Origin of the sequence: Mitsuokella jalaludinii DSM 13811, from assembly GCF_000702905.1 — a bacterium.
GTDB lineage: Bacteria > Bacillota > Negativicutes > Selenomonadales > Selenomonadaceae > Mitsuokella > Mitsuokella jalaludinii.
On the sequence record NZ_JNKR01000009.1, the window covers coordinates 1 to 26,669 of the forward strand.

Sequence of the window (26,669 nt, forward strand, 5' to 3'; positions counted from 1 at the left end):
AGTAAAGAAATTGCCGATTGCTTATGTTCATAATCAATCGATGTTTTAAAAACATCTGGCTTGAATCACAAATGATTCATGTTGCATTGTTTAGTTTTCAAAGAACAACTTTGTCTTTTCAGAATGGTTTGTTTTTCCGTTCCTTATGACATCTATTATTTTATCGCAGCCCGTTCAGTTTGTTAAGAGATTTTTAAAATTTCTTTTTTGTCTGAACTCGAAACTCTTCGCTTTCAGATGCTTGCCAGTCAAGGCTTCTCATCTGTCCGCTCCCGTGTCTCTCGCAGCGACTTGTATTATATTACACGCTTCACCCCTGCTTGTCAACACCTTTTTTGAAAAAATGATAAAAGAAGACGAGCAGCTGTGGGATGAACAGCTGCTCGTCTTCTTTGGGAAAGAATCATTTATCTTAGAGAGAAATGGAGGAAGTGGGATTCACTTCACGTCTTGTAGAGAAGCCCTTGGGGATATCGGCTTTCCCTATCGACAATTGCATTGTAACAGGGCAATCTGAAAAACATCTCAACTTATCTGAAAAATACCTGATTCCTGCAATTTTTTTCGACAGTCATTGCCTGAGCTGGATGCTGCTGATGATCTTGTCGGCAAGTTTTCCCTGATTGTCCTCGTGTTCTTTCGGATAGGCGAAGGCAACGAACCAGTACTCCTCAGGCAATGGCAGGAAGACGACCTTGATGACTTCGTTCTCGCCGCGCATCTTGCACTGAACGGTCGTGACACTCGCATCCTTGCCTGATATCGTGATGCTCTTGGTGTCGCGCGAACTCTCACGGGCCTTAGCATTCTGCTCAAAGGCAGTCAGATAGCCGTCGAGCGCTTTCTGCTCAAACGTTGCCTTGCTTGCCGCATCGTTCTTCAGCTTATCGGCATTCATGACGTACGTCGTGAACTGCATCAGGTGGAAGTCCATGCCCTTGGCCTGCGTGATGCGGCTGTCTGTGATGGACTTGACATAGTCGTTCGACTTCGCTGTCTCTTCCTTCGGCTGCTGCTCGAGCGTGAACGGCAGGTCCATCTGCAAGCTCGTCACGCCGCCCTTGACTTCCTGCGATGTCAGCTTTGCCTGACCGCAGCCGAGCAGCAGTGCTGCCATGGCAACGACTAACAGGCTCACGGCAATGATTTTCTTCATGCTATTCCTCTTTTCTTCAATCGACTGATACAGATTGATGCTTTTGATACCAAGGATATTATAGCATGATTACGGCAGTCTGAGACAGCTCCACCGACAAAAGTGCTGCTGCGTGCTAAAAAGTGCGAAATGCGCGTTACCTCATCAGGTAGTCCTCGAAGTTCTGTGCCTTGCGATAATCGTAGACGACACCGTATTGGAGCCAACTGTCGATCGAGGCGATGACGATGTTCATGATGGTATGGGCACTCAGGGCGAAGTTGCTGATCTCGCAGATCTTGATGGCCTCGCCCGTCCGGACGTGCTCGAACATGATGGTGATCTCATAGGCACTGCAGGTCAAAAGGTAGAGGTTGCCCGTGCTCTTCTCCTTCAAGGACATGTAGTGCGCGTCCTCTCCATCGCGCGGCACAAAACCGAACTGCTGGAAGCGCTCGATGAGCTGCGGCTCCGTCTCGCGGTGGAACTTTGCATTGACGGCATCACGTTTGGCTTCAAGCTCGGTGAATAATGGAAAACTGATCATAAGGCATCCTCCTCGCATATACACGGCGTGAAATGGATTGAGCTACTGCATCATGTGGAGATAATGAAAAAGACACGCAGGGAGCGTAGCCGCTTCGTTGCGTGTCTTTATATTTTGCATTATATCACAGGCGAGCGATATCATCAAGACAGTATACAGCATATTGCCTGGATTCTTCGTCATTGGTCCGCTTTATCGGATACGGCATCCATCCGTTCATCGGGAACGAGGATCACATAGAAGATGCGCCCGTAGAAATCGCTCTGGACGAGGCGGCCGCGATCGATGACCCAGCGCACTCTGCCATGCTTCGTGACGATGCGGTAGTTTACGGCATCGTTGGCCTTCTCCCGCTTGTTCAGGTTGCAGGCGTAGACCTGCTGCCAGATGCTCGTGTCCACCTGCTCATAGTCATCAGGATGGACGATGCCGCGGAATCTGCGCTTCGTGTAAGCGAGGAAGTCATCGAGATCGTCACACTCGAACAGGGAGATGAGTTCCTGATTGGCAAAGAGGATTTCCTCGCTCTCTGCATCGTAGATCAGGATGGAAGCTGGCAGATTGAAGACGACATCGCGCAGCGAGAAGCCCATCTGCACGCGGCGCGTCGCCGCCATGCCCTGTGCATAACGGCAGCAGCCGTTCTTGCCGCGCAGCTTGACCATATAGAGGGCCGTATCGGCATCGCGCAGCACGTCGAGCGGGGACTTACCATCTGCCTGATTGGCGGCATAGACAGCATATCCCATCGAGATGGTGTACTGATAGACCATCTGCTTGTAGTTGAACTCCTTCTTGAGGCTGACAAAGTCGCGCACCATGCGCTCAGCCGCTGGTATGGTGCGCGTCGGCAGCACGATGATGAATTCATCACCACCGTTGCGGGCTAAGACGGCTTCGCGCGGAAAGAATACGCGCATGATAACAGCGAGGTGACGCAGCGCTTTATCGCCGATCCTGTGGCCGAAGATATCGTTGATGAGCTTGAAGTCATCGATGTCAAGCTGCACAAAGATTGCCTGATCCATCTTATCCTGATTGAGTCTCTCCTGGATCACAGACTCGAGGCCGTGGCGGTTGAGCAGCCCCGTGAGCTGATCTGTCATGGCCAGACGGCGCAGACGTTTCTCCCTATCGCGCATGTAGAGCAGAACGTATGTCAGCACCGTCAGCATGATCAAGGTCAGGAAGCCGAGAGTGACAGCCGTGCTCAGGGGGCCCATGACTTGCCAGCCGTCTTTCGGGGCGACCTGCATGTGCCACTGGCAGCCGCCGTAAGAAAAGGTGTAGCTGACGGGGTCAGTCGGCGGTACATCAGACTCCAATATGGTCACATAACCATCATGGCTGACCCCCGTCTTCTCGAGTCGATAGGCCAAGCCAGATTGATCCAGATTAGCAACTGTCTTGGCGAAGATGTCCGGCACCTTGACGAGGACATTTGCAAATCCCCACAATGATTCCTTGTCACCCGCCGTATGCAGGAATACTGGATTTACGATAGCCATGACCGTCCCGCCGCCTGTCGTCTCTATCGGCCCTATCACGGCAAAAGCATGCGCCTGCAGGCTGTACTGCATTGCCATCTTGCGCTTGGGTTCAGCAAAGATATCGTACCCAAGTGCACTGCTCCGCGAATCAGGATAGACAGCCGCAACTACGCCATTCGGCGCGAGCAGTATACTGTCAAGGGGGATATCTGTGCGGCTAGCGACAATCTCCATCACATGTCCGAGGCCCTCTGCCGATTGATTCTGGCTGTTGCCGATGGTCAGTGCCAGCGCCTTGACGATAGACTCTCCCTCCGAGAAGTCCTGCTGGAGTTCATCGGCAAAAACGACGGCGTCGAGGCGGCAATGCTCGCGCAGGGACAAGATGCGCTTTGTGTAGAGATCCTGTAGCATGACCCCCCAGCACAGGAGTCCAATCAGGAATACGCAGGCCGTGATGATGATGTTCTTGGACTGCTGCCTGCTCTCACTTAGCTTCATGCATCGTTCCTCCCTTTGTCCCGGATGATGATTCTTCTGCTGGCATCTGGCGCTGCCCGTCCTCCTGCACAGAAACGATCCGCGTCTCCAGCGCAAATCCCTATCCAGCCTCTCTGACGTCATTTGCACTGTCGGACCAGCCAGATAATACGATCTGTTCTTGCATTCATTATAAGTGTATATATACGACAAGAGCGGGGCTCTATCCTTCTAGAGGCCCGCTCTTTTTCGCAAATCCGGCTCAATGCTCTCCCATGCTGCGTACATCACCAGGGCTGCGGTGTCATCGGTGTGATGACGCCGAAGGTATAACCCTTCGCCTTGAGGATGCGGATGATCTCTGGCAGTGCCTTGACGGTCTCCTCATGGCCCTCGGAGCAGTGCATGAGGATGATGGCCGCATGCGCTGCCACCGGCTTGTCGGTCTGACTGTCGATGTTGTCGATGAAGTCCTGCGCGACCGGATGGTTCGGCGCTGCATCGGCCGAGCTGACGTTCCAGTCATGCTCGACGTAACCGCTCGCCTTGAGTGCCGGATCGTATGCCTTCGTGAAGTGACCGATAACGCCGCCCGGCGCGCGCAGGATCAGAGGGCGAACACCGAGGATGCCGTGGATGATTTCGTCGGTGCGTTCCATCTCAGAGAGGAATGTCTCCGGCGAGACGTAGAGTTTCTTGTAATCGTGATCGTAGCTGTGATTGCCGATGGCATGGTGCTCTGCATAGATGCGCTGCAGGACATCGGGATGGAGCTCTGCATGCTGGCCCGTCACATAGAAGGTCGCCTGGACGCCGTTCTCCTTGAGGATGTCGAGGATGGCAGGCGTGTTCTTCTCGTCGGGGCCGTCGTCAAACGTCAGGTAGACGACCTTGCCCTCTTTATACGGCGTGAGATCTGGCATGGTCGTCGTCAAGCCTTTCGCACGGCGCTCCGAGAGCGTGTACTTGTCGTAGACAGGTATCGTCGGGTCCGTCATCTGCAGGTTCGAGAAAGCATCGTCAACAATGACGCAGGAGGATCCTGCACGGGATGATGACTCAGCAACATCTGCAGAAGAAGATGATTCCGGGCTCTCCGCCTGCTGCCGGCCGCAGCCCGCGAGCAGCGATATGCTCGCCAGCAAGACGATGCTCCCCAGCATCAGCCGCCTGACAAGACCGGTTGCCCCGCCAATCCTGTCCATGGTTTTTTCCTTTCTCATCTGCGCTCTGCTCTCCATGATCCTCATGCTCTTTCACCCTCCTTTCCTGCTGGATTTCCGGATGCCTCTTTCACGGCTGCATCTTCCGCTTCTTCCTTTTCCCTTTGCACAGGCTGAACCTTTCCACTGCCTGCTCCAGATACGCCATAAGAAGCCTCCATCTTGGCCATATACTTGGCCATGTACTTCTCCTGCAGGGACTCGATGCGCGCGGCATATTCGGCCTTGACCGCGAGCACGGCCGACTGGCGCTCATTCTCTGCCTTGAGGAGCAGCATGTGCTTCTCCTGTGTGTACTGTGCTTCAAGCGCGTCGGTGCGCGCCTTCATCTGCTGCTCTCTGTCATCGAGAGCTGCGCGGAGCTCTGCCACCTGCTTCTCGGCCTGCTCCTTCGCATGCTCTGCTGCCATGAGGCTGCGCTGCAGTCCATCCGCCTTTTCCTGGATTTCCTTTGCAGCCGCTGCCGCATCGCGGCAGGCCTCAACTTCCTGTTTCAGGGCCGCGAGCTGCTGGGCCTGCAAGGCATTGAGCCGCTCCTTATCGGCCAGTGAGTCTGCCTGCGCCTTGGCCGCGAGACGCGCCTCCTCCTTGACATGGCCAAGTTCCCGCGTGAGCTTCTCCAGCTCTTCGCGCAGCGTCTTTGCCTGTCCCTGTTGCTCCTGGGCGCGCAACTCTGCCTCTTTTGCCCTCTTGGCGGCCATCTCGGCACGCGTCTTCTCGGCCGCGAGGTCCTGCTGCTGCGCCGCGAATTTCTTGGTGAATTCCTGGCGGATGCGCTCTTCCGCATCCGCATTGACCGTCAGCGCATATGTGAACGCCTCTGAGACGCGGTTGAGCAGGCTCTGGAACTCCTTGACTTCCATGCCGCGCTCCGGCAGCGCTCCGATGGCTTTCTGCTGCATGTAGAGATTGGCGAGCGTCTGGAAGGTCCCATCCCAGGTCAGGTTGAGCTCCTCACAGATTTTCTGGAGCTTCTCGCTCGTCTCCGGCTCCATCTTATATGTCTTGACATTTGCCATACAATCACCCCGCAAGATTTATCTGCCCCTCTAGTATATCGCTTTCGCGCAGAATCTGCAAAGAGACCTGCCGCAGTGCAGCAGGTCTCTTCCGTCTCGATATAAAAGCAAGGCTCAGTCCCAGCCGAGCTTCTGGCGCTGTGCCTCGATGTCTGCGACGATCTCCTTGCCGAGAGCGATCGGGTCGACATTGACGTGCATGACAGAGCCGAGCAGCTCTCTCGTATCACGCTTGAGGAAATTCTCCACATTCGTCGAGCCCTGGACAGGCGGCTCGACACAGTGGTAGGAGTCGACGCCGAACAGGCGGAACGCCAGCGAAGCATCCAGTCCCTTTTCATTCGACCACTCCGGGCTCGAGAAGGCGTATGGCATATCCTTGATTGCCTTGCCCGCAACGGCTGCAATACCGCCGAAGATGGCAGACGAACGCGTGTTGTCGACGCATTCGCCAACATGCCAGACAGGAGGCAGATCGTATTCCTTGAGGAAGGCCTTCAGCGAGGCGCCGGCCTCCTCTGCCCCGTCCTTGCTGCAGAGTCCCATCTTGAGCAGCGGGAACGAGGCGCAGCCATTCGTCAGGATCAGGATATTGTTCTGGATCAGCGTGCGCGCGACATCGAGCGTAGCGCGCTCGTAGACGACGCGCGGATTCGAGCAGCCGACGATGTTGCAGATGCCGCGGATGCGGCCGTCCTTGAGCGCTTCGTAGAGGCCCTTGAAGCCATCGAACTGCTCGGCGACGTTCTCCGCCGTGAAGCCAACCTCAGCCGTGACCTCGTACTTCGGGATGTGCACGGGGATGTCGCGGCGCTCCGCGAAGCTCTCGATGGCGCGTGTGACAATCTTGCGCGCAATCTTCTCGGTATCCTCGACGTTCGAATGATGATGGTCGTAGGCATAGTGCTCCGCGCCCGGCAGGCGGGCATTCTCCGACGTCGTGACGACAGTCGTCTTGAAGCAGCGGGCCACATCCATGATGGCCGGGTAGACATCCTGGACGTCGGCGCACCAGAGGTCAAGTGCACCCGTGCCGAGCACGAGCTCAGCGCCGACAGCATTCGAGAGTGGGATGACGCCCTCGTAGCGGTACATGGCCGCAAGGCAGGAGCAGCAGACGCCGTAGAACTGGATGCCCTCTGCGCCATGCGCCTTGGCAAGCTCGATCATCTCCGGCGTGCGGCCGACGCGGACAATCTCGCTGACGAGTGTAGGCAGATGGCCGTGCACGGCGATGTTGACCCAGCCCTCCTTGAGCGCGCCGATGTTGACCTTCGAGGTCGCGCGGTGGCCATTGCCGAAGAGCACATCCGTGCCGATGTTCGCCGCGACGACACCCGTGAAGCAGAAGGCGAGGCCGCAGCGCAGGAATTCCTGCATGAGGCTCTCCCAGTCACCGTCCGTGCCGACAGCCGTGCGGTGATAGGCGTCAAAGACCTCGTTGTAGGCGCTGATGGGGATGATGTCGAGCTTGTCCCAGACATCCTGGCGCTCTTTCGGCGCCATCGCGCGGATGGTCTTGTAGTCATCAGGAACAGCGCGGCTCAGGTCCTCGAGCAGGATGTCGGCGAGCTCGCCCGTGAGCTCGCGGGCCGACTTCCCTTCCGTCTCGAGGCCGAATGCCTTCGATACCGTGCGGAGCTTCTTCTCGCCGAGGATTGGCAGCTTGAGGCGCCCCTCTGCGACGAACTTCATCGAGAGCAGGAGCTCGCGGGCATGTGCGCCGTGCTGGGCGACGCCTGCGGCCGCACTGCGCAGCAGGTTGCGGGCCACGATGACATCGGCATCCGCACCGCAGACGCCGCGCGGACTCTTCTTCGTGATTTTGCAAGGCCCCATATTGCAGTTCTTGCAGCAGACGCCGGCGAGGCCGAACGTACACTGCGGCTTCTGCTGGTCGAAGCGATCGAAGATTGTCTCGTGGCCGAGCTGCCCGAGGTACTTGATCATCTCGCGCACAGCCGGGTCCGGTGTCTGCTCGAGGACATCCTCTTTCGAGGCAAACGTCTTGCGATAGGCGGCGACAGCCGTCATGTAGTCGTTGACGCCGATCTCGTGATGCTCGCCCGGCGCATGGACGTGCGTGCGCCAGTCCGGATGCTCACCCGGTTTCAGCGGGCTTTCCTCGTGGTGATGGTGATGATGGTGATGACCGTGCTCATGGTCATGCTCGTGATGATGCGTGTGTTTCTCTTCCGCCATAATACCCTCCTGTATCCTGCTCTCCAGATTAATATCAGTAAAACATATATAAATGGTATATTTTCTTATTTCCTATCATACTGGCTCCTCGCGCTTTTGTCAAGCCGCGGCATGGAAACGCGCGGCCGCACTGGTGATGCCGAAACGCTGCAATACGAGCGCGATGATGAAGTTCAGCACGAAACAGCCTGCGAAGAAGAGCAGCGGGACGGTGTAGCCGCCCGTCTGGGCGCGCAGCCACGAGACGAGCATCGGGCCGACGATGCCCGCTGCTGCCCAGGCCGTCAGCATGCGGCCGTGCACAGCGCCCAGGAGGCGCGTGCCGAAAAGGTCCGTCAGGTAGGCCGGCATGACGGAGAAACCGCCGCCCGAGCAGCTCGTAATCAGGAAGATCATCGCCTGGAACAGGAAGGCGTCGCGCGTATTGCCGAGCTGCCAGAAGGCGATGATCTCCATGAGGAAGAACAGCGCGTACATGCGGCCACGGCCAATGTAATCCGAGACAGTCGACCAGATGAAGCGGCCACCGCCATTGAAGAGGCCGATGAGCCCGACCATCGCCGCCGCTGCGCCCGGCTCCATGCCGATGACATCCTGCGCCATCGGCGCTGCGAGCGCAAAGAGGGCGATGCCGCAGGCGATGTTGACGAAGAAGACCCACCAGAGCGAGGCAAACTGCCATGTCTTGAACGCATCAGCAGCCGTCGGCCCCGTCTCGACCAGTGTCTTCGCATGCGTGCAGGCCATGCTGTCCGCAGGCGGCTTGAGGTACAGCGAGGCCGCCAGCATGATGGCCACGTAGAGCGTGCCCATGATCAGGAAGTTCTCGGCGATGCCGAAGGTCGCCGTGACCTGCTGCATCGTCGGCCCGGCGAACAGCGTCGCAAAGCCAAAGCCCATGATGGCCAGTCCCGTCGCGAGGCCGCGGTTGTGTGGGAAGTAGCGGATGAGCGTCGACACAGGCGCCATATAGCCGATGCCGATGCCCACGCCGCCGAGCACGCCGTAGAAGAGATAGACGAGCGGCAGGGTGTGCCAGGAAATCGCCAGATACGTGCCGAACATCGCCAGAGCGAAGAACGCCGTTGAAAGAAGGCCGCTCTTCTTCGGCCCGATCTTCTCGACAAAATTGCCGAGGAAGCACGTCGTGATGCCGAGGAAGAGGATGGCCGTCGAGAAGACGCCCGTCGTCTCCGAGAGCGTGATGCCCATCTCCGCCATGATGGGACGCGTCAAGACGCTCCAGGCATAGACGCTGCCGATTGAGATGTGGATGCCGATAGCCGCCAACGCGATGAGCCAGCGATTTCGCATAAAAACTCCTCCTGTTCCTTCTCTTTGCTTTCTCTTTGCTTTTCTGCATACTTCATTCTCTGTTTAGTTGAAAAAACATATTAATTATATATGTTTTAACTCACGCTTCTATCATAGCAAATGTAAACATATCACGTCAATAGGTTTACAGGTAAAAAAATACCGCTCCTCATCGGAGCGGTATGAATGTCCATTCCATATGGATGGCCCATGAATACACTTGATTGTCAATGGAGCGAGATATGGTGCAATCAGGCCTGCGACTCAGCGGCAGCCGATTCTTTCTCCTCTGCCGCCTCAATCTTGGCTTCACCGCGGAAGTAGAGGCCGATGGCGAGGAAGCAGAAGAGATTGACAATGAAGGAGAACTGCATCGAGCCCGTGACATCCGAGACAAAGCCCTGGATGGCCGGCACGAAGGCGCCGCCGACGATTGACATGACAACGATGGCGCCAGCCGTTTCCGTGTACTTCTTCTCGACGGCTTCGAGCGTCTTGGCATAGATCGTTGCCCAGCACGGTCCGAAGAGCAGGCTGACCGAGACAGCAGCCCAGAGCGCTGTCATATCCGGTACAAACGAGGTGTAGAGCAGGACGAGGCAGCCGATGATGGAGTAGACCACGAGGACCTTGTTGGCCGAGAAGCGCGTCATGAGGAAGTTCGCGATGAACTTGCCGACAAAGAAGCAGATGAAGCTGTAGACCATGAAGTCAGCGGCCATGCGCTCATTGAAGCTCGGATTGAGATGGAGTGCAAGGCGAATCGTGAAGGACCAGACGGCAACCTGCATGCCGACGTAGAGGAACTGTGCGACGATGCCCTTCTTGAAGCGGCTATTCTTCGCGAGGTACGAGAGCGTCTCGCCCATGCCCGGCACCTTCTCGGCAGCCGACTTGACCTTGCATTTCGGGAATTTCGTGATGGCGAACAGCGCGAAGACGGCGAGCAGGATGTAAATCATGACGTGGTACGGCTCCAGCGTGTGCTGCAGCATCTCCATCTTGAAGGCAGCGGCCTGGACGGCATCCATCGAGGCGAGCTGCGAATGCATGCTCTCACCTTCCTGGAAGATCAGGTACTTGCCGAGCAGAATGCCGCTGACAGCGCCGATTGGCTGGAACGTCTGGCTGATGTTGAGGCGCAGCGTCGCGTTCTTCTCCGGTCCGAGCATCGTGCTGTAGGTGTTGGCCGACGTCTCGAGGAAGCCGAGGCCGATGGCGATGGCGAAGATCGCAACAAGGAACATCGTGTACGTCGCCATGTGCGAAGCCGGGAAGAACAGGCAGCAGCCGGCGATATAGAAGCCGAGGCCCGTGAGGATGGCCGTCTTATAGGTCGTCTTGCGGATGACGATGGAAGCCGGGATGGAGATCAGGAAGTACCCGCTGTAGAAGGCGCTCTGCACAAGGGCACTCGCGAAGTCGCTGAGCGCGAAGACGCTCTTGAACTGCGTGATCAGGACATCGTTGAGGCTCGCGGCCGCCGCCCAAAGCGGGAAGAGACACGAGAGCAGGATAAACTGGAAAATCGGTGTCTTGCTGATATAACCGTTGTCATACTGGATGATTTCTTGTTTTTCCATGAAAAATTTCCTCCTGAACCGATTGGGATGCAGACGTCAAGCGTCAAGGAATGCGGCAAACTCTTTGGCATCGGCGTACGAATCCTGCGTGCCCTTGCGCGTGACGCTGAGCGCCGCGTAGCGGGAAGCGCGCTGCATCGAGCCGAGCACATCCTCGGTCCGCGCATACGTATCGACGAAGCAGCCGATGAAGGCATCGCCCGCGCCCGTACTGTCGACCGCATCGACCTTGAGCGACGGCACGAGCTGCGTTTCCTCTGACGTGACGAGCAGCGAGCCGCGGCTGCCCATCGTGACGATGACATTCGTCAGGCCGCGCTCGACGAGGCTCTCTGCCGCCTCGCGGACCTGCTCAACCGTATCGACCGGCTTGTCGACGAGGATGGAGAGCTCCGTCTCATTCGGCACGAAGAAATCGCACTGGCAGGCCATGTCGAGCGAGAGATCGCGGCTGGCCGGTGCCGGATTCAGCAGGACCTTGATGCCGTGTGCCTTGGCAAAGCGGATGGCCGCATAGACCGTCTCGAGCGGGACCTCGAGCTGCAGGACGAAGAGGCCGCACGTCGAGAGTTCATCGCCAGCCGCCTCGATGTCTGCGGGACTGAGTTTCTCGTTGGCTCCCGGATTGATGAGGATGCGATTCTGGCCCGTGGCATCGACGACAATCGTCGCGATACCGTTCGACGTTCCCTCTGCCGTCTTGACGAGGCTCATGTCGATATGATGATCCTGGAAATTCCTGCGTGACTGCTCGCCGAACATGTCATCGCCGACCGCGGTCATCATCACGACATCTGCGCCGAGCTTGGCCGCGGCGATGGCCTGGTTGGCCCCCTTGCCGCCGCTGGCAATGTGGAAGCCGCTGACGCGGCGCGTCTCGCCGGCCTGCGGCATCTCATCTGTGTACGAGACGATGTCCATCATCGTCGACCCAATCACTGCAATCTTCATGGAAAAATCCTCCTATACTCTATATCGCATCACTCGGCGCGCGGCCGGGCGACACTCCCTCTTTCGATCAGCTTGTTGTAAACCTGGATGCGCATCTTCGCCTGTCCCGGTTCGCGGATGAGTTCGAGCAGGCGGCGCACAGCCGCCTGTCCGAGCTCTTTCTTGTAGACATGAATGGTCGTGAGCCCCGGCGCGCAGACCTCACTGAACGCGATGTCATCAAACCCGATGATGGAGATATCCTCCGGCACGCGGTACTTGTGGTTCTGCAGGGCCTGCATGGCGCCGAGCGCGATCATGTCGTTGTCGGCAAACAGAGCCGTCGGCATCTCCCGCCCCTCGTCGAGAAGATGGCCAAACGCCTCGTAGGCGCCCGTGATCGAGACCGGCATCTCGAACTGGAACGAATCGGCAATCGGCAGATCCTGCTCAAGCAGCGCCCGGCGGTAACCGTTGGCACGGCAGGTGAAATTTCGCGTGCGGACACTGCCGTAGAGATAGCCGATCTTCGTGTGGCCCTGCGCGATGAGGTAGCGCACCGCTTCTGCCACGGCGTTCTCGTTCTCCATGAGCACGCACTGGAACGGCAGGTTCTCGAAGGCACAGTCGAGCAGCACAAGCGGCACCTGTGCCGTCAGGAACACCTTGGCGTCCTTCTCACTGAGCTCCGTACCGACCAGCAGGATGGCCGAGGATGTATCCCCCAACAGGTCCTCGACCTGCTGCTCGTAATCCGCCTCGCGGCGGTAAAGGTTCACGAGCTTTGTCTCATAGCCGTTGCGGCGGCTCTCGTTCTCGATACTCTCGATGAGATCCGAGAAGAACGGCGCGTCCGAAAAGACCTCGCCACTGTCGCGGTACGTCACGAGTCGGATGCTCTGGATGCGGCTCGCGGGCACATAGCCGTACTCTCTGGCCAACGCCAGGATCTGCTGTGCCGTCTCATGATTGACGCCGCGCTTGCCATTCAGGGCATTCGATACGGTCGCTGCCGAGAACCCCGACAGCTCACTCAGTTTCTTGATATTGATTTTCACGGTTCCAGCCTCCTTCTTTCTCCTATTCATTCTAAACGAAGCAGGCGGAACGCGCAACGACAGCGGGTAGCTTTGCTCAGAAGACGACACCGGCCCGCAGGATCACATTGGGATACGGCGAGAACTCCCCGGTCCGTATCGCGAATTTGGCCTTGGCCGACAATGCCTTGAGTTCGTCATGCGGCATGTACTCGGCCGGCACATCTTTTAGCTTCTGCTGCAGATAGGCATGAAGCTCTTCATTATTGGTCCGGATTTCGTCAGCCAGGTAATAGCCCTCGACCTCGGCCTCCGTGAGCACCGCATCGAGTACCTGACGGAATGTCGGCACACCAGCCGTCACAGCCAGGTCAATGATTTCGACACCTGGAGGAATCGGCATGCCTGCGTCACCGATCATGAACAGATCTTTGTGACCCAGCGCCGCAATGCAGCGCGAAAGCTCTGCATGAAGCACACCGCGTTTCTTCATCACAATCTCTCCTTTTCTCTATCGTTTGCGTTTCTTTTCGTTGACAAGGTCATTATACACCATGGAATAAAATAAATCAATAAAAATTTAGATATTATTTTACATGATTTTAGAGAAAACTATCTTATTTCGTTGTGAAATCGAGACTTTTCGCGGATTATAGCCTTTTTGCAGCGTGATATTGCCATTATTTTCTCGCCTTATTGCAGCTTACAGCATATTTGGCTATAGTTTTATGTAAATATTTATATGAAATTTTACATAAACAGCCTAGAAAAAAGCGGCCAGCATCTGGCCGCTCAATCTCGACGAAGAAAACCTTCTTGATTTATTTCATTTTATTTCGACTGGGCGAAGCGGCGGATGGCCTGCTTGCTGATGCGCCGCACACCCTCGAAGGGCTCGCCCCCCACTTCGGCCATGCACTGCGCGACGATCTCCGTCGAGATGGGAGCCATGCTCTTGAAGAGGCCGATGGCATTGAGCGCCTGGAGGGCCTTGACAGAAATCGTCTCGAGCGGCCGCTTCGCGTGCTTGCGGATGAGAAAGGGAGGCTGCACGATGGTCAGGCCCGCAAAGCCGAGCGCCTCCACGTCCCTCTCGATGACGCCCTTGAGCTTCATGTAGAAGAACGAAGAGCCTGTATCGGCACCAGCTGACGAGACGAGCACCATGTGGCGGACGCCGTTCTGCTTCGCGAAGGTCGCGAACATCAGCTGGTAGTCGTGGTCGATGTGATACTGCGCCTCCTTCGAGCCCGCCTGCTTCTTCGAGGTGCCGAGCGCCGAGAAGATGACATCCCCCTGCACGAGATCATGCCAGCCTTCCGTGCGCTCAAAATCAACGACGTACGGCCGCAGCTTCGGGTCATCGACACCGAGTTCGCGGCGCGTGAAGGTGCGCACCTCTGTATAGCGCGGGTCGGCGCAGAGCGCCTCCACGAGGTCGCGCCCGACGGCACCTGTCGCACCGACAACAATCGCTCTCATATCGTCATCCTTCCTCTACCATACCAACAGTCAATAATCAAAATAACGCTTTGCCATCCCCTGCAAGATGCCCCTCGCACGGAAATCGGCTAGGACGAGATTGACCACCCTGACCATATCGGCACGCTTCCGGCTCATCACGATGCAGAATGCCTCACGCGTGAAGGGATGCGCCAGGAGCGGTGCGGCCAGAGCTGGCACCTGCCGCGTGTAGAAGGCTGCCTCCACCGTCTCCGTGATCATGACATCCGCCTTGCCCGCTGCGATGCAGTCCGGGATAGCGGCATTCCTGGCAAAGACACGGCAGTCGGCATGATGAAGATGCGTTTTGACGAAATCCTCATTCGTGCCGCCAGGATTATACAAAACGCGGACCCCCGGGCGATCAACATCGGCCAGACTGCCGAAGCGCGCCGCGTCGGCCTCGCGGCAGAGGATTGTCTTGCCCGTCTCAAGGTAGCTGTCTGACAGGATCAGCTCTTCTTTGCGCTGCGGCGTGCGGGATATGCCGCCGATTGCCATGTCAAAAGCATCCGTCTTGGCCTCGTGGGCTAGCATATCCCAGGAAATCTCCTTGAACACCACCTCGTAGCCGAGCTCCGCAGCGATGCGCCAGGCTAGTTCGATATCAAACCCGCGGTACGAGTCCGTGAACGGCTCATGATAGGCCATCGGCCGGTAATCGCCTGGCGTGCCTAACAGCAGACTTTTCTCAGTGGATTCCATAGCTTGCATTGAACCGGCGATTGATATCGCGGATTTCTTCCTTTCCTTCGATATACGGCTGATACATCTTGAACGGGTCTCCGACCCCCAGGGCACAGCCGGAGCAGTTCTCGCAACCCGATTCACAGGAGAGCGACCGCCGCACGATCTCCTCGCGCTCCTCTCGCGTCGTATCCTTTATGAGTACACTCTTGTATCCTTTCATGACACATCATTTCCCCTATCTGTCCAGTCTCATCGTAATATAGCGTTTCCTCTATTATAAGACTATTGTTCCTGATTTGCCACAGGCAAATTACTGCTGCAAGAACCTTCCCTTTTTCTTTTATCTCATCTGTGCTATCATCAAGAAAGTATCTCTTGTGATTCACTTTGGCGCGCATGACGTGCCAAGAAAGGAGCGACAACATGACAGAGAATCATGCAACTATACCAATCAAAGAAGAGATGGCGATGCGCGGACGCATCATCGTGCGCACGAGTGTTATCGGCATCATCGTCAACATCCTGCTCGCGGCCTTCAAGGCGGCCGTCGGCATCACGGCGAATTCCATTGCTGTGCTGCTCGACGCGGTCAACAATCTGTCAGATGCCCTGTCGTCCGTCATCACGGTCGTCGGTGCCAAGCTCGCGGGGCGCAAACCAGACAAGGAGCATCCATTCGGCCATGGCCGCATCGAGTACCTGAGCGCCATGATCATCGCGGCCATCGTCTTCTACGCGGGCCTGACCTCGCTCTGGGAATCGGGCAAGAAGATCATCGAGCCAGAAGCGGCCGACTACAGTGCCCTGTCGCTCGTGATCATCGCCGTGGCCGTCATCGTCAAGATCGTGCTCGGCCGCTATTTCAAACGCCAGGGCCAGGCCGCTGAATCAGGCGCACTCGAGGCCTCCGGGGCCGATGCCCTGTTTGACGCCATCCTGTCCTTCTCGGTCCTCATCTCGGCACTCATCTATCTCGGCACGGGCATCTCACTCGAGGCATACGTCGGCGTCGTCATCGCGGCTTTCATCATCAAGTCCGGCATCGACATGATGCGCGAGACGCTCAAATCCGCGGTGCTTACGACCTCATGATGAACAACTACGGCCCCGGACGCAACTACGCCTCCGTTCACATCGAGCTGCCCGACACCATGAGCGTTGAAGAAGCCGACCGCCTGACCCGTCGCATCCACGACAAGATTTTCGAGGCCACCGGCGTGCGCCTCATGGGCGTCAGCGTCTACTCCTACAACGCAAAAGACCAGGGCGCCACCCCCATCCGCAAGGCCATCTACAAGATCGTCATGGCACATCCCTACGCCCTGCAGGTCCACGGCTTCTACGTCGACCGGGCCAAGAAAGAGATGCGCTTCGACGTCGTCGTGCGCTTCGGCAACGACCTGCAGACCATCCTCAAAGAACTGCACGAAGAAGTCCAGGCCGCCTACCCCGACTACCACATCCTCATCGACCCCGACATGGATATCTCCGCCATCGGCCAAGGCCGACATGCATGATGCGACGCGTACGCCACAGGATCAAAGCTGCCCCTGCTCCGTCAGGAACTTCCTCGCCCACGCCTCATCCACCACAGGCTCCGCCTTCCGGATATCGCCGAGCTTCTTTGCGTACTCCGCGTGGATCTGGTTGTAGATCTTGCGCGGGAAATCCGCGAGCCCTAGCGTCTCTTTGCCGCGCACGAGCTGGATGCGGTGATGGCCTTTCGAGTCTGTGTAGAAGTAGGCGTGCTCCCCGCCCTGCGCCTTGCCAGCCGCCGCGTACTGGTAGCAGACCATGAACTTGTAGATCTCGACGAGGCGGTCGTCGAGTCCTGCATCAAAGATGAAGAGCTTCTCGCGGAAGGCCAGGCGGTCGTCAACGGCGCGCAGCACGTAGGGGCGCGTCGTCTTTTCCATCTCCGTCGCCCAGTCCTTGAGCGCGACGCCCTTGCCGCGCAGCATCTCGAGCGCCTTGGCACCATCCTCAAGCTTGCCGTAGTTGATCATGTAGTGATCCTCCGGCTGATGGTAGAGGAAGGGATAGTCAACCGTCGTCTTCATCCCGCACTGCGGGCAGACGAACTGGAAGAGCGAACCATCGCGCACCTTCGCCTTGAGCGCCGGGCTCTCCTTCGTGTTGATGCTCTTGTAGACCGTAAAATCACCCTGTGCATGGCAGCTGGGGCAGGTAACACGGACATGTCTCGTACTGGTCATCGTATACAATCCTTTCTGCATTGCTTATAGCCAACTATTGCCTATGATAACACACTTTCCGCCGCTCTGCCGCCTCCTCTCCTGCAAAATCTTCACATTTTCTTCACAATCTCGCCATATCTTCTGCACAGTCTTTGCATATACTGGTTGCATCAGATGGTTATGAACAATCGTGCTAGAAACGAAAGGAAGGTTTTCTCTATGATGATGACGAATTACATGGAAGTGCTCATGAGCAACCAGCCCTGGAACCTCATCGCCTTCATGGTGCTGCCCGTCGCAATGGCGGAGCTCCTGACAGCGGCAGAGCTCTTCATTCTCGCAAGGCCGGAGCAGAGCGCGGGCTGGAAACGGCTCAGTCACGGCCTCGGCATCGCCCTCGGGCTCTACTTTCTCGGCGTGTTCCTCTACTTCGTCCTGCACATCCTCCCGGGCATCTCGCTGCGCGGCTGGATTGACGAGCTCGCCATTGCCGCGTATCTCGCCGGTGTTCTGCCGCTCGGCGCGATTGCCCTGCAGGAGCTCGGCCTCTTCGGTGGACCGTCGGCCAAGCGCCAGTGGCACCACATCCTGCTGCTCATCAGCTTCCTCGTCGTCAGCCACATTGCGATGATCTTCGGCATGGTCGACCCGACACTCTCGGGCTGGCAGCCGCCAATGCCGCAGACGGAGATGCAGCACATGGGACACATGCATCACATGGACCAGACAGGCATGGGCAGCAGCATGCACCACGATTCCATGCATATGGACCACAATTGATTGCCAAGGGAGAGCTTTGCTCTCCCTATCGTCACGCAAAGGCAGGAACAGACGGAGTTTCAAACCGCTTCCAGATACCCTATTGCAGAAAGGATGGAACACATGCAACGAAGTGTCTTGATTGTCGATGATGACGCACAGCTTAGGCGCGTGCTCGTCGACTTCCTCCAGAAGGAGAACTGGCAGACGCATGAAGCAGCAGACGGCATCGAGGCACTGAAGGCCGTCACGAGATGCCACCCCTCCATCATCATCCTCGACCTCACGATGCCGCACCTCGACGGCATGGAGGTCTGCCGCCGCGTGCGCCAGACCTCGCAGATCCCGATCCTCATGCTGACGGCCCGTGACGACGAAGTCGATAAACTTCTCGGGCTCGAGCTCGGCGCTGACGATTACCTCGTCAAACCCTTCAGCATGCGCGAGCTCGCCGCCCGCATGAAGGCCATCTTGAGGCGCACCCAGCAAGATCCTGGCAGCACGCAGGAAGATTCTCTGCTCCACTGCCAGAACCTCGTTCTCGATATCCGCCGCCATACGGCATCCATCGGCGGAAGCAAGCTTTCCCTGACACCGATCGAGTTCTCAATGCTCGAGCTCTTCCTGCGCCATCCCGAGCAGGTCTTCAACCGCCTGCAGCTGCTCGAGGCCACGCACGGCTTTGCCTTCGAGGGCTACGAGCGGACCGTCGATGCTCACATCCGCAACCTGCGCCGCAAGATGGAAGCTGCAGCTCCCGGGACAAAGTACATCCAGACGGTGTACGGCATCGGCTACAAACTGGGAGGAAACATCGATGTTTGACCGCCACAGCATCCAGCTCAAGCTCGCCGGCAGCACTTTTCTGCTCCTGGCCTTCACCGTCTGCAGCCTGATTGTCCTGACAAACGCGCAGATGGAGACGGCCTTCGGCGATTACATCGCCCTGCATCTCGCCGTCATGGACCACGGGCCGGCCGAGACGATGTTCATCCACTCCGTCCACCAGTCGCTCTGGTGGGTTGGCCTCTTCTTCATCCTGATGGGGCTCATCATCACCTCTGTCCTTGCCGCAGGCATCACGAGGCCGCTGCGCCGCCTCACGAAAGCCGCTGCGGCTGTGGAGCGCGGCCACTTCAACCAGCGCGTCCCTGTCGGCTCGCGCGATGAGGTTGGCCAATTGGCCACCGTCTTTAACCGAATGGCCGCGAAGCTCTCGCAGAACGAACAGGCACAGCGCGACTTCTTCGCGAGCATCACGCACGAACTGCGCACGCCGCTCGCCGTCCTGCAGGGCACCCTCGAGAACATGACGACCGGTGTCACCGAGCCGACGCCAGAACGCCTCTTTGCCATGCAGGAAGAAGTCATGCGGCTCAACCGCCTCGTGACCGACCTGCGCGACCTCTCGCTAGCCGCTGTCCATGAACTCCGCCTGCACCTGCGATTGACCGACCTCGGCCAACTCGCGCGCCAGAGCGCCATGCTCATCCAGCCGCTCTTAGACGAGAGAGCACAGCAGCTCCAATGCCAGATTCCTGCACATCTGACCATGCTGCCACTCGATGCGGACCGCATGCGGCAGGTCATCGGCAATCTGCTCGTCAACGCCAGCCGCCACTCAGGTGACGGCAGTCACATCTGCCTGACGGTCAACGAGCAGCCCGACTGCATCGAGCTCTGCGTCGCCAATGACGGCCCGTGCATTCCCGCCGAAGAGCTGCCACACATCTTCGAGAAGTTCTACCAAAGCCAATCTGCCCAAGGTGCAGCCGATTCCCAGCGCGGCTCCGGCCTCGGCCTTGCACTCGCCCAGCAGTATGTAGCGATCCACCACGGCACGATCTCTGCCACATCTACACCAGAAGATGGCACAGCCTTCACGGTTCGCCTGCCCAAATCATAAAAAAGCGGCACCCATGCGGTGCCGCTTTTCTCTTGCTTCATTCTGTTCACTTCTGCAGGCTGGCGCGGAAGGCGGCAATGCCGCGGATATCGTCCGGCGTCGTGCGGCAGCAGCCGCCAATGAGGCGTGCGCCCGCTTCGTACCACTGACGCACAAAGTCGCGATACGGCGTAGGGCTGCCGTGCCACGTCTTTGTCACCGCATCATACGTCTCGCCTGTATTCGGGTAGACGACGACGGGCTTCGTGGTGTGCACGCGGATATTGCGGATGAGGTCGGCCACGTACTGCGGTGCCGTGCAGTTGACGCCGATGGCTGTGACCTGGCGCTCCTTGTCGAGCAGCCGCGCGCAGTCTGCGATGGCATCGCCACCGCAGGTGTGCGCCTCATCCTTGCACGAGAACGAGATCCAGGCCCCCATGTCTGGGTAGTGGTGCAAGTCCGCGAGGATGGCCAGCGCTTCATCGAGCAGAGGCATCGTCTCGCAGGCCAGGATGTCCGGCTCAGCCGCGACGAGGATGTCGAGGCGCTCCGCATGGAAATCTGCAAGCTCTGCGCGGCTCGCCCTGTAGTCGCCGCGGTACTCCGAGCCGTCAGCGAGATAGGCGCCATACGGGCCGACCGAGGCGGCTGCTAGCGGCTGCGGGCGGCCTGCACGCTTCGCCTTTTGCTGCCAGAACGCATCGCGCGCCTGCTGCACGAGGCGGACTGAGCGCACGATGAGCTCTTTTGCCTGCTCGCGCGTGAAGCCCTTCTTCTCGAAGCCCTCAACCGTCGCCTGATAGCTCGCACTCGTCGAGACATCTGCACCGGCCTCGTAGTAGTCACGGTGAACAGCCTCGACGAGCTCCGGCTTCTCGAAGAGTGCCTTGGCCGACCAGAGTTCATCATTCGTGTCAAAACCGCGCCGCGCGAGCTCCGTGCCAAAGGCACCGTCGAGCACGAGCAGCGGGTATCTCTCTAGATTGCGTGCAACCGTATCCATAAATCTCCGTCCCCTTCTGTCTTTTCCATTGTCTTTTCCATTACTGCAGCAATTCCTGCGGCGGCTGCTTGCCGAACCACTTCTCGTAGATCTCCGCGAACTTGCCGTTCGCCTTGATCTTCGCGAGACCGTCATCGATCTTCGTCAGGAGCTCGGTATTCCCCTTGAGCACGGCGATGCCGAGGTCTTCCTTCGTCAAGGCCACCTCTGCCGAGCGGACTTTCTTATTGCCTGCATGGCTCACATAGTACTCATTCGTCGGGATGTCGTTGACAACAGCATCGACGCCGCCGTTCTGTACCTCGAGAAACGCCTCATTGATGGCATTGAATACGCGCACATTGGCGCCGGGGATCTTGCGCGCGGCCTCCTCGCCTGTCGAGCCGATCGAGACGCCGAGCGTCTTGCCCTGCAGATCCTCTGCTGTGTGAATCGTGTCATTGTCCGCCCGCGTGACGACACCGAGGCCTGCGATGTAGTACGGCTTCGAGAAATCCACCGACTGCTTGCGGTCATCCGTGATTGTGATGTCGTTGATCGCGACATCAATTTCCTTAGCCTGCAAAGCCGGGATCAGGCCGTCAAAGGAGCGGTTGCTGATCTCTACGTCAAAGCCTTCTGCCTCACCGATGGCTCGGATGATATCGACATCGAAGCCCTCATAGTCCTTCGTCTCCTGATTCTGTGAGCCGAACGGCGGATAGCTCGCATCCATGCCGACGCGCAGCACACGCTGCCCGGAACTCTTCGTATCCGAAGAGCCAGTCTGGCCGCAGCCAGCCATAAGAGTTGCCGCTCCGAGCAGGCAAACAGCCAATAGCAATGAGAACACTTTCTTCATATCATGAACACCCCACAGAACTATACAGAATTATATTGTAACGTTGTTATAATCATACATTAGTATACATAGCATGTCAATATGTTTTTTTGATCATCTCACACTATGACGACAATCTGATTTTTCTATGAAGATATGGCTAGCTATTTCCCATAAATTGATTGACTTTTCTCACCGTTTTGTTTTACACTGGCAGGGAAAGGAGTGGTTCATCATGAACAAAAAGCAACGCAATGCCTTGATCACCATCGCGATTGGTGCTGCGATCTGGTTTGCACCAGTACCAGCAGGCGTCACGGTCGTGGCCTGGCACCTGGCGGCGGTCTTCATCGCCACGGTCGTCGGATTTATCCTGCAGCCGCTGCCCATTGGCGCCGTCGCCTTCATCGCCATCACCTTCTCGACCCTCAGCGGCCTGCTCAAGGTCAGCGATGCATTGAGCGGCTACGGCAATTCCACCATTTGGCTGATTGTCTGCGCCTTCCTCTACTCGCGCGGCTTCATCAAGAGCGGCCTCGGCAAGCGCATCGCCTTTGGCATCATCAAGGCTATCGGCAAGAGCGCCCTGTCCCTCGGCTACGCAATTGCCTTCAGTGAACTCATCATCTCCCCCGCCACGCCATCGGCAACAGCTCGCGGCGGCGGCATCATGTACCCGATTGTCCGCTCTCTCGCCGGTGCACTCGGATCTGAACCGAACGAAACGGCTAAGAAGATTGGCACGTATCTCATGCAGGTCGGCTATCACTGCGACGCCGTCACCTGCACGATGTTCGTGACATCCATGGCAGGCAACCCGCTCTGCGTAGCACTCGCGGCCAAGACGCTCGGCGTCGAGATCACTTGGATGGGCTGGGCCAGCGCGGCCATCGTGCCGGGCCTCTTGAGTCTATTGCTCGTGCCGCTCGTCATGCTCAAATTGACGAAACCGGAGCTCGTCAGCATCCCAGATGCCAAGCACCTCGCACAGAAAGAGCTCGACGCCATGGGACCGATGTCGCGCAGTGAGAAATACCTGACGGTCGTCTTTCTCGGCTCGCTCTTCTTCTGGGCAACATCCGGCCTCACGCATATCGGCGCGACGCCAGTCGCCATGGCAGCCGTCTGCGTCATGATCATCGTCGACGTCATCAACTGGAAAGATGTCCTCAGCGAGAAGGGCGCCTGGGATGCCATGTTCTGGATGGGCTCCCTGATGACGCTCGCCTCGGCTCTCGCAAAGTCCGGCATCATCAAATGGATGGCGAACTCCGCCGGTGCCGCCATCTCCTCGCTCGGACTCGGCTGGGTCGCTTCAGCGCTCATCCTGCTGCTCTTCTACACCTACATCCACTACTGCTTCGCCAGCGTTACGGCGCGCATCAGTGCTCTTTACGCGGCCTTCATCGCCGTCAGCGTCGCCGTCGGCGCGCCGCCGCTCATGACGGCCATCATCTTCGGCATCTTCGCCGACGTGCCGATTTCCCTGACGCATTACGGCAATGGCTGCGCCCCGATCTACTACGGCGCAGGCTACGTCTCACAGAGCGAATGGTGGAAGAACGGCTTTGTCATGACGACCATCACCACCGTCATCTACCTGACCATCGGTGCCGCCTGGTGGAAAGTCATCGGACTCTGGTAATCCTGAAACTTCATGCAGGTATTATAAAAACGAATTACAAAAAAGCGCTGTCTCGCAAACGATATGCGAGACAGCGCTTTTTTCATTCATTAATCTATACCATGGAAATCCCGCACGGCTGCCGGGGGCTCCTCATGCTTGCCGAGCATCTTCTCCATCCAGGCGACGTCGTACCAGCGTCCGAACTTGTAGCCACTCTGATGGAAGATGCCGGCCATCTGGTAGCCGAGGCGTTTGTGAAAAGCGAGGCTACCGACGGTCAGGTACGGGTCATCGGCTGCGCGCGGCACGGCAATGCAGGCATTGATATTGAGCACCCCCATCCCGCGCAGCGCGTCCTCCAAAGCTGCATAAAGCTTGCGGCCAAGCCCCTGTCCCCTAGCGTCACTCGCGACGTAGATGCTCGCTTCGACCGACCAAGCGTAGGCCGCCCGCCCGTAAAACTCATGCGCATAGACGTAGCCGAGCACACGGCCTTCCTGCTCTGCGACGAGATACGGGTAATGCTCGAATATCTTTTTGCGCCTCGTCTCCATCTCCGCCGCATCCGGCACCTCGTACTCAAAAGTGATAGCTGTCTTCTCTACATAATAAGCGTAGATGCGTGCCAGAGCCTCCGCATCCTGAGCCCGCGCCACGCGGATCTTGATGTTTTTCTCCACTGGATCAGCCCTTGAGCTTCAGGCCATCGTGGAATGCCTTGCCGACGACGGGACCGATGACGCGGTACGTCATGGTCGCGATGTCAAAGATGATGGGCTGGAGTTTGTCGTAGTCGACTTTGCCATCCGTCAGAACGGCTTCATCGGCCTGCTCGGCGACGATCTTGCCGATGAGGATGCCCGTCTCATCGTCGTAGCTCTTCATCTCGCACTCGAGCGTCACGGGGAATTCTTCGATGATTGGTGCATTGACGTGCGCGCTCTTGTGCGTGTGGCAGCCAGCCTTCTCGATCTTGTTGACCTTACGGCCTGTCTCGACACCGAAGTAGTCGGCAATCTCGACGGTGTCCTTCGTCGCAAACGCCACGGTGAATGCCTTCGTCTTCTTGACATTGTCCGTTGTCTTATGCGGTGCGAGGAAGAGCGTGATCTCGCCGTAGTCCGACTGCGCGCCCCAGGCTGCATTCATCGCATTCGGCACACCGTTCTCGTCGTACGTGCCGATGATGAAGACGCCCTCCGGCGCAATGCATGCCTTCTGCCCCGAAAATTCCTTGCTCATATTCATGACTTCCTTTCATTTCATGATGCTTTACTGATGTATATTTCGCTTTCATTGAGCAAAATCCTGCTTCGTCACACGATATCGTCGCATGCGCGCAAACAAAAAACCTGCCGCAAAAAGCGACAGGCTCTATTGCTAAAGGCAATCTCATTCACTGCAGGACGGCTGGCAGCCAGGTGGCGAGATCTGGTGCGAGGCACAAGAGGACAATCTCGAGTGCCATGATGATGGCGAACGGCACGGAGCCCTGGATGATCTGGCCGATCGTGCTGTCGGGGCTGATGCCCTTGATGACGAAGAGGTTCATGCCGACTGGCGGCGTGATGAGGGCCAGCTCCATGTTGATGAGCATGACGACATTGAACCAGATGAGATCGAAGCCGAGCGACTTGACGATCGGATAGAGCATCGGCAGCGTGATGAGGATGATGGAGACCGTCTCGAGCACACAGCCAAGTGCCAGGAGGACGATGTTGATGCCGATGAAGATGAGCCAGCGGCTGACCTGAGCATTCGTCACGAGCGACATGAGGGCCTGCGGTGCCTGCAGCGCCGTCAGGATAAAGCCAAAGAGCATCGCGCCGATCATGATGGCGAAAATCATCGCAGTCGTCTTGACCGTATCCTCTAAGATGCCGCTCATATCGCGCAGCGTCACCGTGCGGTAGACGAAGAATGCGATGATAATGCTGTAGAACGTGCCGACGGCTGCGGCCTCAGTCGGCGTGAAAAGGCCTGTGTAGATGCCGCCGACGACGAGGATCGGCAAGAAGAGGCCCCAGATGTTTTCTTTGAGGATGCTCCAGCGCTCCTGCCAGCTTGCAGGAGCCTGGCGCTCCATATGGCGGCAGCGGAAGACGAGATAGCAGATGAAGAAGGCTGTCATGAGGACACCCGGCACGATGCCGGAGAGGAAGAGTTTGCCGACCGACTCGCCCGTGATGGAGCCGTAGAGGATCATCGGGATGCTCGGCGGGATCAGGATGCCGAGTGTGCCGCCCGCGGCAACAGCACCGAGGACTGTCGTGCGCTCATAGCCGCGCTTGAGCATCTCCGGGATGGCCATGGCGCCGATCGTCACAGCTGTCGCCACACTCGACCCCGATATCGCGGCAAAGATCGCACAGGCGAAGATTGTCGCAACGCCGATGCCGCCTGGCAGATGGCCGAGCCACTTGCTGCCGAGCTCGAAGAGGCCGTTGCCGACCCTGCCCTTGAGCAGGATCTCGCTCATCAGGATGTAGAGCGGCACGGCAACGAGCACGAAATCGTCGAGTGTCTTATAGGCAATGACCGGGATCTGCGTGAACGCCGCAGGGCCGCCGAGGAAGAAGAGCATGCCGAGCACGCCGCCGAGCAGTAGAACAAACGCCACAGGCATGCCGAGAGCGAACAAAGCTAAGATGATGATGGTATAGACAGCAGGCATTCAACGCACCTTCCCTTCCGGATGTTCATTGCGATCCTGATCCAGCGGCAAGCGCAGCAGCTCGAAGAGGAAACGGCGGGCAATCTCGCCGAGCAGCAAAAGAGAGCCAAAGACGAGCGCGAACTGCGGGATAAAAAGTGGGAAGCGCAGGATGGACGGCGATAATTTATGGTAGACATACGACGAGGTCACGAGGTCCATGCTCTCCGTCATGAAGATCAGGAAGAGCAGGAACGAGATCACATTGATGACCATGTCGAGCTTGCGCTTTGTCTCAGGGGCAAGGCGTCCCGCGAAGATGTCGACGCGCACATGGGCGTTGTCGCGGAAGGCGACGGCCAGCCCGAGGAAGCCCGCGATGAGGATGGCATACGTCGAAACCTCAAGCACCCACTCTGTCGGCGAATGGAAGAAATCGCGCACAACGATCTCGTAACAGATAATCAAGGCCGTAATGAGCAGCAGGCAGCCGGCCAGGACAGCGGCAGCGCGCGTGACCTTGCCGAGTATGCGGTCATAGAGCAGTACGATATCTTTGAATGTCATG

The 26,669-nt window shown here is 57.7% G+C and carries 27 protein-coding genes; 6 read left to right on the top strand and 21 right to left on the bottom strand.

Annotated features, from left to right (window positions below):
- Positions 1 to 571: 571 nt before the first annotated feature.
- The 14 genes from T518_RS06095 to T518_RS06160 form a co-directional block, all read right to left on the bottom strand.
- Complete coding sequence (locus T518_RS06095) at positions 572 to 1,156, bottom strand: hypothetical protein (RefSeq protein WP_036376893.1); 585 nt, start codon at positions 1,154 to 1,156, stop codon at positions 572 to 574.
- A gap of 136 nt (positions 1,157 to 1,292) precedes the next feature.
- Complete coding sequence (locus T518_RS06100; protein WP_036376896.1) at positions 1,293 to 1,682, bottom strand: hypothetical protein; 390 nt, start codon at positions 1,680 to 1,682, stop codon at positions 1,293 to 1,295.
- 179 nt (positions 1,683 to 1,861) lie between these two features.
- Positions 1,862 to 3,673 carry a sensor domain-containing diguanylate cyclase gene (locus tag T518_RS06105; protein ID WP_036376899.1) on the bottom strand — a complete coding sequence of 604 codons (1,812 nt, stop codon included), beginning with the start codon at positions 3,671 to 3,673 and terminating at the stop codon, positions 1,862 to 1,864.
- A 266-nt stretch (positions 3,674 to 3,939) separates the two neighbouring features.
- Positions 3,940 to 4,875 (bottom strand): polysaccharide deacetylase family protein, encoded by a 936-nt coding sequence (locus T518_RS06110; protein ID WP_036377072.1) that lies wholly within the window; start codon positions 4,873 to 4,875, stop codon positions 3,940 to 3,942.
- Positions 4,876 to 4,898: 23 nt separating this feature from the next.
- A complete protein-coding gene (locus T518_RS06115; protein WP_036376902.1) occupies positions 4,899 to 5,894 on the bottom strand; it encodes a hypothetical protein in 996 nt (331 codons plus the stop codon).
- A gap of 114 nt (positions 5,895 to 6,008) precedes the next feature.
- Entirely contained in the window at positions 6,009 to 8,096 is a 2,088-nt protein-coding gene (gene cooS / locus T518_RS06120; RefSeq protein ID WP_248617161.1) for an anaerobic carbon-monoxide dehydrogenase catalytic subunit, read from the bottom strand.
- 99 nt (positions 8,097 to 8,195) lie between these two features.
- Complete coding sequence (locus tag T518_RS06125) at positions 8,196 to 9,410, bottom strand: L-lactate MFS transporter (RefSeq protein ID WP_036376905.1); 1,215 nt, start codon at positions 9,408 to 9,410, stop codon at positions 8,196 to 8,198.
- A gap of 251 nt (positions 9,411 to 9,661) precedes the next feature.
- The gene (gene fucP, locus T518_RS06130; RefSeq protein ID WP_036376908.1) at positions 9,662 to 10,993 is read right to left on the bottom strand and encodes an L-fucose:H+ symporter permease; all 1,332 of its coding nucleotides are present in this window, start codon (positions 10,991 to 10,993) and stop codon (positions 9,662 to 9,664) included.
- 36 nt (positions 10,994 to 11,029) lie between these two features.
- Complete coding sequence (gene rbsK, locus T518_RS06135) at positions 11,030 to 11,944, bottom strand: ribokinase (RefSeq protein WP_036376911.1); 915 nt, start codon at positions 11,942 to 11,944, stop codon at positions 11,030 to 11,032.
- A 29-nt stretch (positions 11,945 to 11,973) separates the two neighbouring features.
- Entirely contained in the window at positions 11,974 to 12,981 is a 1,008-nt protein-coding gene (locus tag T518_RS06140) for a LacI family DNA-binding transcriptional regulator (RefSeq protein WP_036376914.1), read from the bottom strand.
- A 76-nt stretch (positions 12,982 to 13,057) separates the two neighbouring features.
- Complete coding sequence (gene rbsD, locus T518_RS06145; RefSeq protein ID WP_036376917.1) at positions 13,058 to 13,453, bottom strand: D-ribose pyranase; 396 nt, start codon at positions 13,451 to 13,453, stop codon at positions 13,058 to 13,060.
- Positions 13,454 to 13,791: 338 nt separating this feature from the next.
- Positions 13,792 to 14,442 (bottom strand): NAD(P)H-binding protein, encoded by a 651-nt coding sequence (locus T518_RS06150; RefSeq protein ID WP_036376920.1) that lies wholly within the window; start codon positions 14,440 to 14,442, stop codon positions 13,792 to 13,794.
- A 30-nt stretch (positions 14,443 to 14,472) separates the two neighbouring features.
- On the bottom strand, positions 14,473 to 15,177 hold the full coding sequence (locus T518_RS06155) for a transporter substrate-binding domain-containing protein (RefSeq protein ID WP_081828445.1): 705 nt from the start codon (positions 15,175 to 15,177) through the stop codon (positions 14,473 to 14,475).
- Complete coding sequence (locus tag T518_RS06160) at positions 15,155 to 15,373, bottom strand: hypothetical protein (protein ID WP_036376922.1); 219 nt, start codon at positions 15,371 to 15,373, stop codon at positions 15,155 to 15,157. Before T518_RS06160 ends, T518_RS06155 begins: the two co-directional genes overlap by 23 nt.
- Before the next feature lie 203 nt (positions 15,374 to 15,576).
- Between T518_RS06160 and T518_RS12320 the strand changes: the two genes are divergently transcribed.
- Both T518_RS12320 and T518_RS12325 read left to right on the top strand, forming a co-directional pair.
- Positions 15,577 to 16,245 carry a cation diffusion facilitator family transporter gene (locus T518_RS12320; protein ID WP_248617162.1) on the top strand — a complete coding sequence of 223 codons (669 nt, stop codon included), beginning with the start codon at positions 15,577 to 15,579 and terminating at the stop codon, positions 16,243 to 16,245.
- Positions 16,242 to 16,670 (top strand): cation transporter dimerization domain-containing protein, encoded by a 429-nt coding sequence (locus tag T518_RS12325; protein WP_248617163.1) that lies wholly within the window; start codon positions 16,242 to 16,244, stop codon positions 16,668 to 16,670. The genes T518_RS12320 and T518_RS12325 overlap by 4 nt, the downstream gene beginning before the upstream one ends.
- A gap of 21 nt (positions 16,671 to 16,691) precedes the next feature.
- On the opposite strand, the gene T518_RS11390 is transcribed toward T518_RS12325, so the two are convergent.
- On the bottom strand, positions 16,692 to 17,369 hold the full coding sequence (locus T518_RS11390; RefSeq protein ID WP_051652219.1) for a CpXC domain-containing protein: 678 nt from the start codon (positions 17,367 to 17,369) through the stop codon (positions 16,692 to 16,694).
- A 201-nt stretch (positions 17,370 to 17,570) separates the two neighbouring features.
- Here T518_RS11390 and T518_RS06175 point away from each other — a divergent pair, with 201 nt between their 5' ends.
- The 3 genes from T518_RS06175 to T518_RS06185 all read left to right on the top strand — a co-directional run bounded on the left by T518_RS06175 (position 17,571) and on the right by T518_RS06185 (position 20,016).
- A complete protein-coding gene (locus tag T518_RS06175; protein ID WP_036376925.1) occupies positions 17,571 to 18,131 on the top strand; it encodes a DUF6803 family protein in 561 nt (186 codons plus the stop codon).
- A 102-nt stretch (positions 18,132 to 18,233) separates the two neighbouring features.
- Positions 18,234 to 18,935 (top strand): response regulator transcription factor, encoded by a 702-nt coding sequence (locus tag T518_RS06180; RefSeq protein ID WP_036376928.1) that lies wholly within the window; start codon positions 18,234 to 18,236, stop codon positions 18,933 to 18,935.
- Positions 18,928 to 20,016 (top strand): HAMP domain-containing sensor histidine kinase, encoded by a 1,089-nt coding sequence (locus T518_RS06185; RefSeq protein ID WP_036376930.1) that lies wholly within the window; start codon positions 18,928 to 18,930, stop codon positions 20,014 to 20,016. The genes T518_RS06180 and T518_RS06185 overlap by 8 nt, the downstream gene beginning before the upstream one ends.
- Positions 20,017 to 20,062: 46 nt before the next feature.
- Here T518_RS06185 and mmuM read toward each other — a convergent pair whose 3' ends face one another.
- Both mmuM and T518_RS06195 read right to left on the bottom strand, forming a co-directional pair.
- On the bottom strand, positions 20,063 to 21,001 hold the full coding sequence (gene mmuM, locus T518_RS06190) for a homocysteine S-methyltransferase (RefSeq protein ID WP_036376932.1): 939 nt from the start codon (positions 20,999 to 21,001) through the stop codon (positions 20,063 to 20,065).
- Between the two features lie 40 nt (positions 21,002 to 21,041).
- Positions 21,042 to 21,842, bottom strand: coding sequence for a basic amino acid ABC transporter substrate-binding protein (locus tag T518_RS06195; RefSeq protein WP_036376934.1), 801 nt, complete (start codon positions 21,840 to 21,842; stop codon positions 21,042 to 21,044).
- Between the two features lie 214 nt (positions 21,843 to 22,056).
- On the opposite strand from T518_RS06195, the gene T518_RS06200 reads away from it, so the two are divergent.
- A complete protein-coding gene (locus T518_RS06200; protein WP_036376936.1) occupies positions 22,057 to 23,466 on the top strand; it encodes a DASS family sodium-coupled anion symporter in 1,410 nt (469 codons plus the stop codon).
- Positions 23,467 to 23,555: 89 nt separating this feature from the next.
- On the opposite strand, the gene T518_RS06205 is transcribed toward T518_RS06200, so the two are convergent.
- The 4 genes from T518_RS06205 to T518_RS06220 all read right to left on the bottom strand — a co-directional run bounded on the left by T518_RS06205 (position 23,556) and on the right by T518_RS06220 (position 26,668).
- Positions 23,556 to 24,128, bottom strand: a complete 573-nt coding sequence (locus tag T518_RS06205; protein WP_036376938.1) for a GNAT family N-acetyltransferase — start codon at positions 24,126 to 24,128, stop codon at positions 23,556 to 23,558.
- Between the two features lie 4 nt (positions 24,129 to 24,132).
- Complete coding sequence (locus T518_RS06210) at positions 24,133 to 24,690, bottom strand: flavin reductase family protein (protein WP_036376940.1); 558 nt, start codon at positions 24,688 to 24,690, stop codon at positions 24,133 to 24,135.
- A 154-nt stretch (positions 24,691 to 24,844) separates the two neighbouring features.
- Positions 24,845 to 26,122 (bottom strand): TRAP transporter large permease, encoded by a 1,278-nt coding sequence (locus tag T518_RS06215; protein ID WP_036376942.1) that lies wholly within the window; start codon positions 26,120 to 26,122, stop codon positions 24,845 to 24,847.
- Positions 26,123 to 26,668 carry a TRAP transporter small permease subunit gene (locus T518_RS06220; protein ID WP_036376944.1) on the bottom strand — a complete coding sequence of 182 codons (546 nt, stop codon included), beginning with the start codon at positions 26,666 to 26,668 and terminating at the stop codon, positions 26,123 to 26,125. It abuts the gene before it with no gap.
- Position 26,669: the final 1 nt, after the last annotated feature.

What these genes read in the sequence shown, in the direction of transcription:
- T518_RS12320 (WP_248617162.1), top strand. Translation starts at nt 15,577, where the DNA reads ATGACAGAGAATCATGCAACTATACCAATCAAAGAAGAGATGGCGATG.
- T518_RS12325 (WP_248617163.1), top strand. Translation starts at nt 16,242, where the DNA reads ATGATGAACAACTACGGCCCCGGACGCAACTACGCCTCCGTTCACATC.
- T518_RS06175 (WP_036376925.1), top strand. Translation starts at nt 17,571, where the DNA reads ATGATGATGACGAATTACATGGAAGTGCTCATGAGCAACCAGCCCTGG.
- T518_RS11390 (WP_051652219.1), bottom strand. Translation starts at nt 17,369, where the DNA reads ATGACCAGTACGAGACATGTCCGTGTTACCTGCCCCAGCTGCCATGCA.
- T518_RS06115 (WP_036376902.1), bottom strand. Translation starts at nt 5,894, where the DNA reads ATGGCAAATGTCAAGACATATAAGATGGAGCCGGAGACGAGCGAGAAG.
- T518_RS06100 (WP_036376896.1), bottom strand. Translation starts at nt 1,682, where the DNA reads ATGATCAGTTTTCCATTATTCACCGAGCTTGAAGCCAAACGTGATGCC.
- fucP (WP_036376908.1), bottom strand. Translation starts at nt 10,993, where the DNA reads ATGGAAAAACAAGAAATCATCCAGTATGACAACGGTTATATCAGCAAG.
- T518_RS06185 (WP_036376930.1), top strand. Translation starts at nt 18,928, where the DNA reads ATGTTTGACCGCCACAGCATCCAGCTCAAGCTCGCCGGCAGCACTTTT.
- T518_RS06215 (WP_036376942.1), bottom strand. Translation starts at nt 26,122, where the DNA reads ATGCCTGCTGTCTATACCATCATCATCTTAGCTTTGTTCGCTCTCGGC.
- rbsD (WP_036376917.1), bottom strand. Translation starts at nt 13,453, where the DNA reads ATGAAGAAACGCGGTGTGCTTCATGCAGAGCTTTCGCGCTGCATTGCG.
- T518_RS06125 (WP_036376905.1), bottom strand. Translation starts at nt 9,410, where the DNA reads ATGCGAAATCGCTGGCTCATCGCGTTGGCGGCTATCGGCATCCACATC.
- T518_RS06180 (WP_036376928.1), top strand. Translation starts at nt 18,234, where the DNA reads ATGCAACGAAGTGTCTTGATTGTCGATGATGACGCACAGCTTAGGCGC.
- T518_RS06200 (WP_036376936.1), top strand. Translation starts at nt 22,057, where the DNA reads ATGAACAAAAAGCAACGCAATGCCTTGATCACCATCGCGATTGGTGCT.
- T518_RS06210 (WP_036376940.1), bottom strand. Translation starts at nt 24,690, where the DNA reads ATGAGCAAGGAATTTTCGGGGCAGAAGGCATGCATTGCGCCGGAGGGC.
- T518_RS06195 (WP_036376934.1), bottom strand. Translation starts at nt 21,842, where the DNA reads ATGAAGAAAGTGTTCTCATTGCTATTGGCTGTTTGCCTGCTCGGAGCG.
- T518_RS06155 (WP_081828445.1), bottom strand. Translation starts at nt 15,177, where the DNA reads ATGCAAGCTATGGAATCCACTGAGAAAAGTCTGCTGTTAGGCACGCCA.
- cooS (WP_248617161.1), bottom strand. Translation starts at nt 8,096, where the DNA reads ATGGCGGAAGAGAAACACACGCATCATCACGAGCATGACCATGAGCAC.
- T518_RS06105 (WP_036376899.1), bottom strand. Translation starts at nt 3,673, where the DNA reads ATGAAGCTAAGTGAGAGCAGGCAGCAGTCCAAGAACATCATCATCACG.
- T518_RS06110 (WP_036377072.1), bottom strand. Translation starts at nt 4,875, where the DNA reads ATGAGAAAGGAAAAAACCATGGACAGGATTGGCGGGGCAACCGGTCTT.
- rbsK (WP_036376911.1), bottom strand. Translation starts at nt 11,944, where the DNA reads ATGAAGATTGCAGTGATTGGGTCGACGATGATGGACATCGTCTCGTAC.
- T518_RS06150 (WP_036376920.1), bottom strand. Translation starts at nt 14,442, where the DNA reads ATGAGAGCGATTGTTGTCGGTGCGACAGGTGCCGTCGGGCGCGACCTC.
- T518_RS06220 (WP_036376944.1), bottom strand. Translation starts at nt 26,668, where the DNA reads ATGACATTCAAAGATATCGTACTGCTCTATGACCGCATACTCGGCAAG.
- mmuM (WP_036376932.1), bottom strand. Translation starts at nt 21,001, where the DNA reads ATGGATACGGTTGCACGCAATCTAGAGAGATACCCGCTGCTCGTGCTC.
- T518_RS06160 (WP_036376922.1), bottom strand. Translation starts at nt 15,373, where the DNA reads ATGAAAGGATACAAGAGTGTACTCATAAAGGATACGACGCGAGAGGAG.
- T518_RS06095 (WP_036376893.1), bottom strand. Translation starts at nt 1,156, where the DNA reads ATGAAGAAAATCATTGCCGTGAGCCTGTTAGTCGTTGCCATGGCAGCA.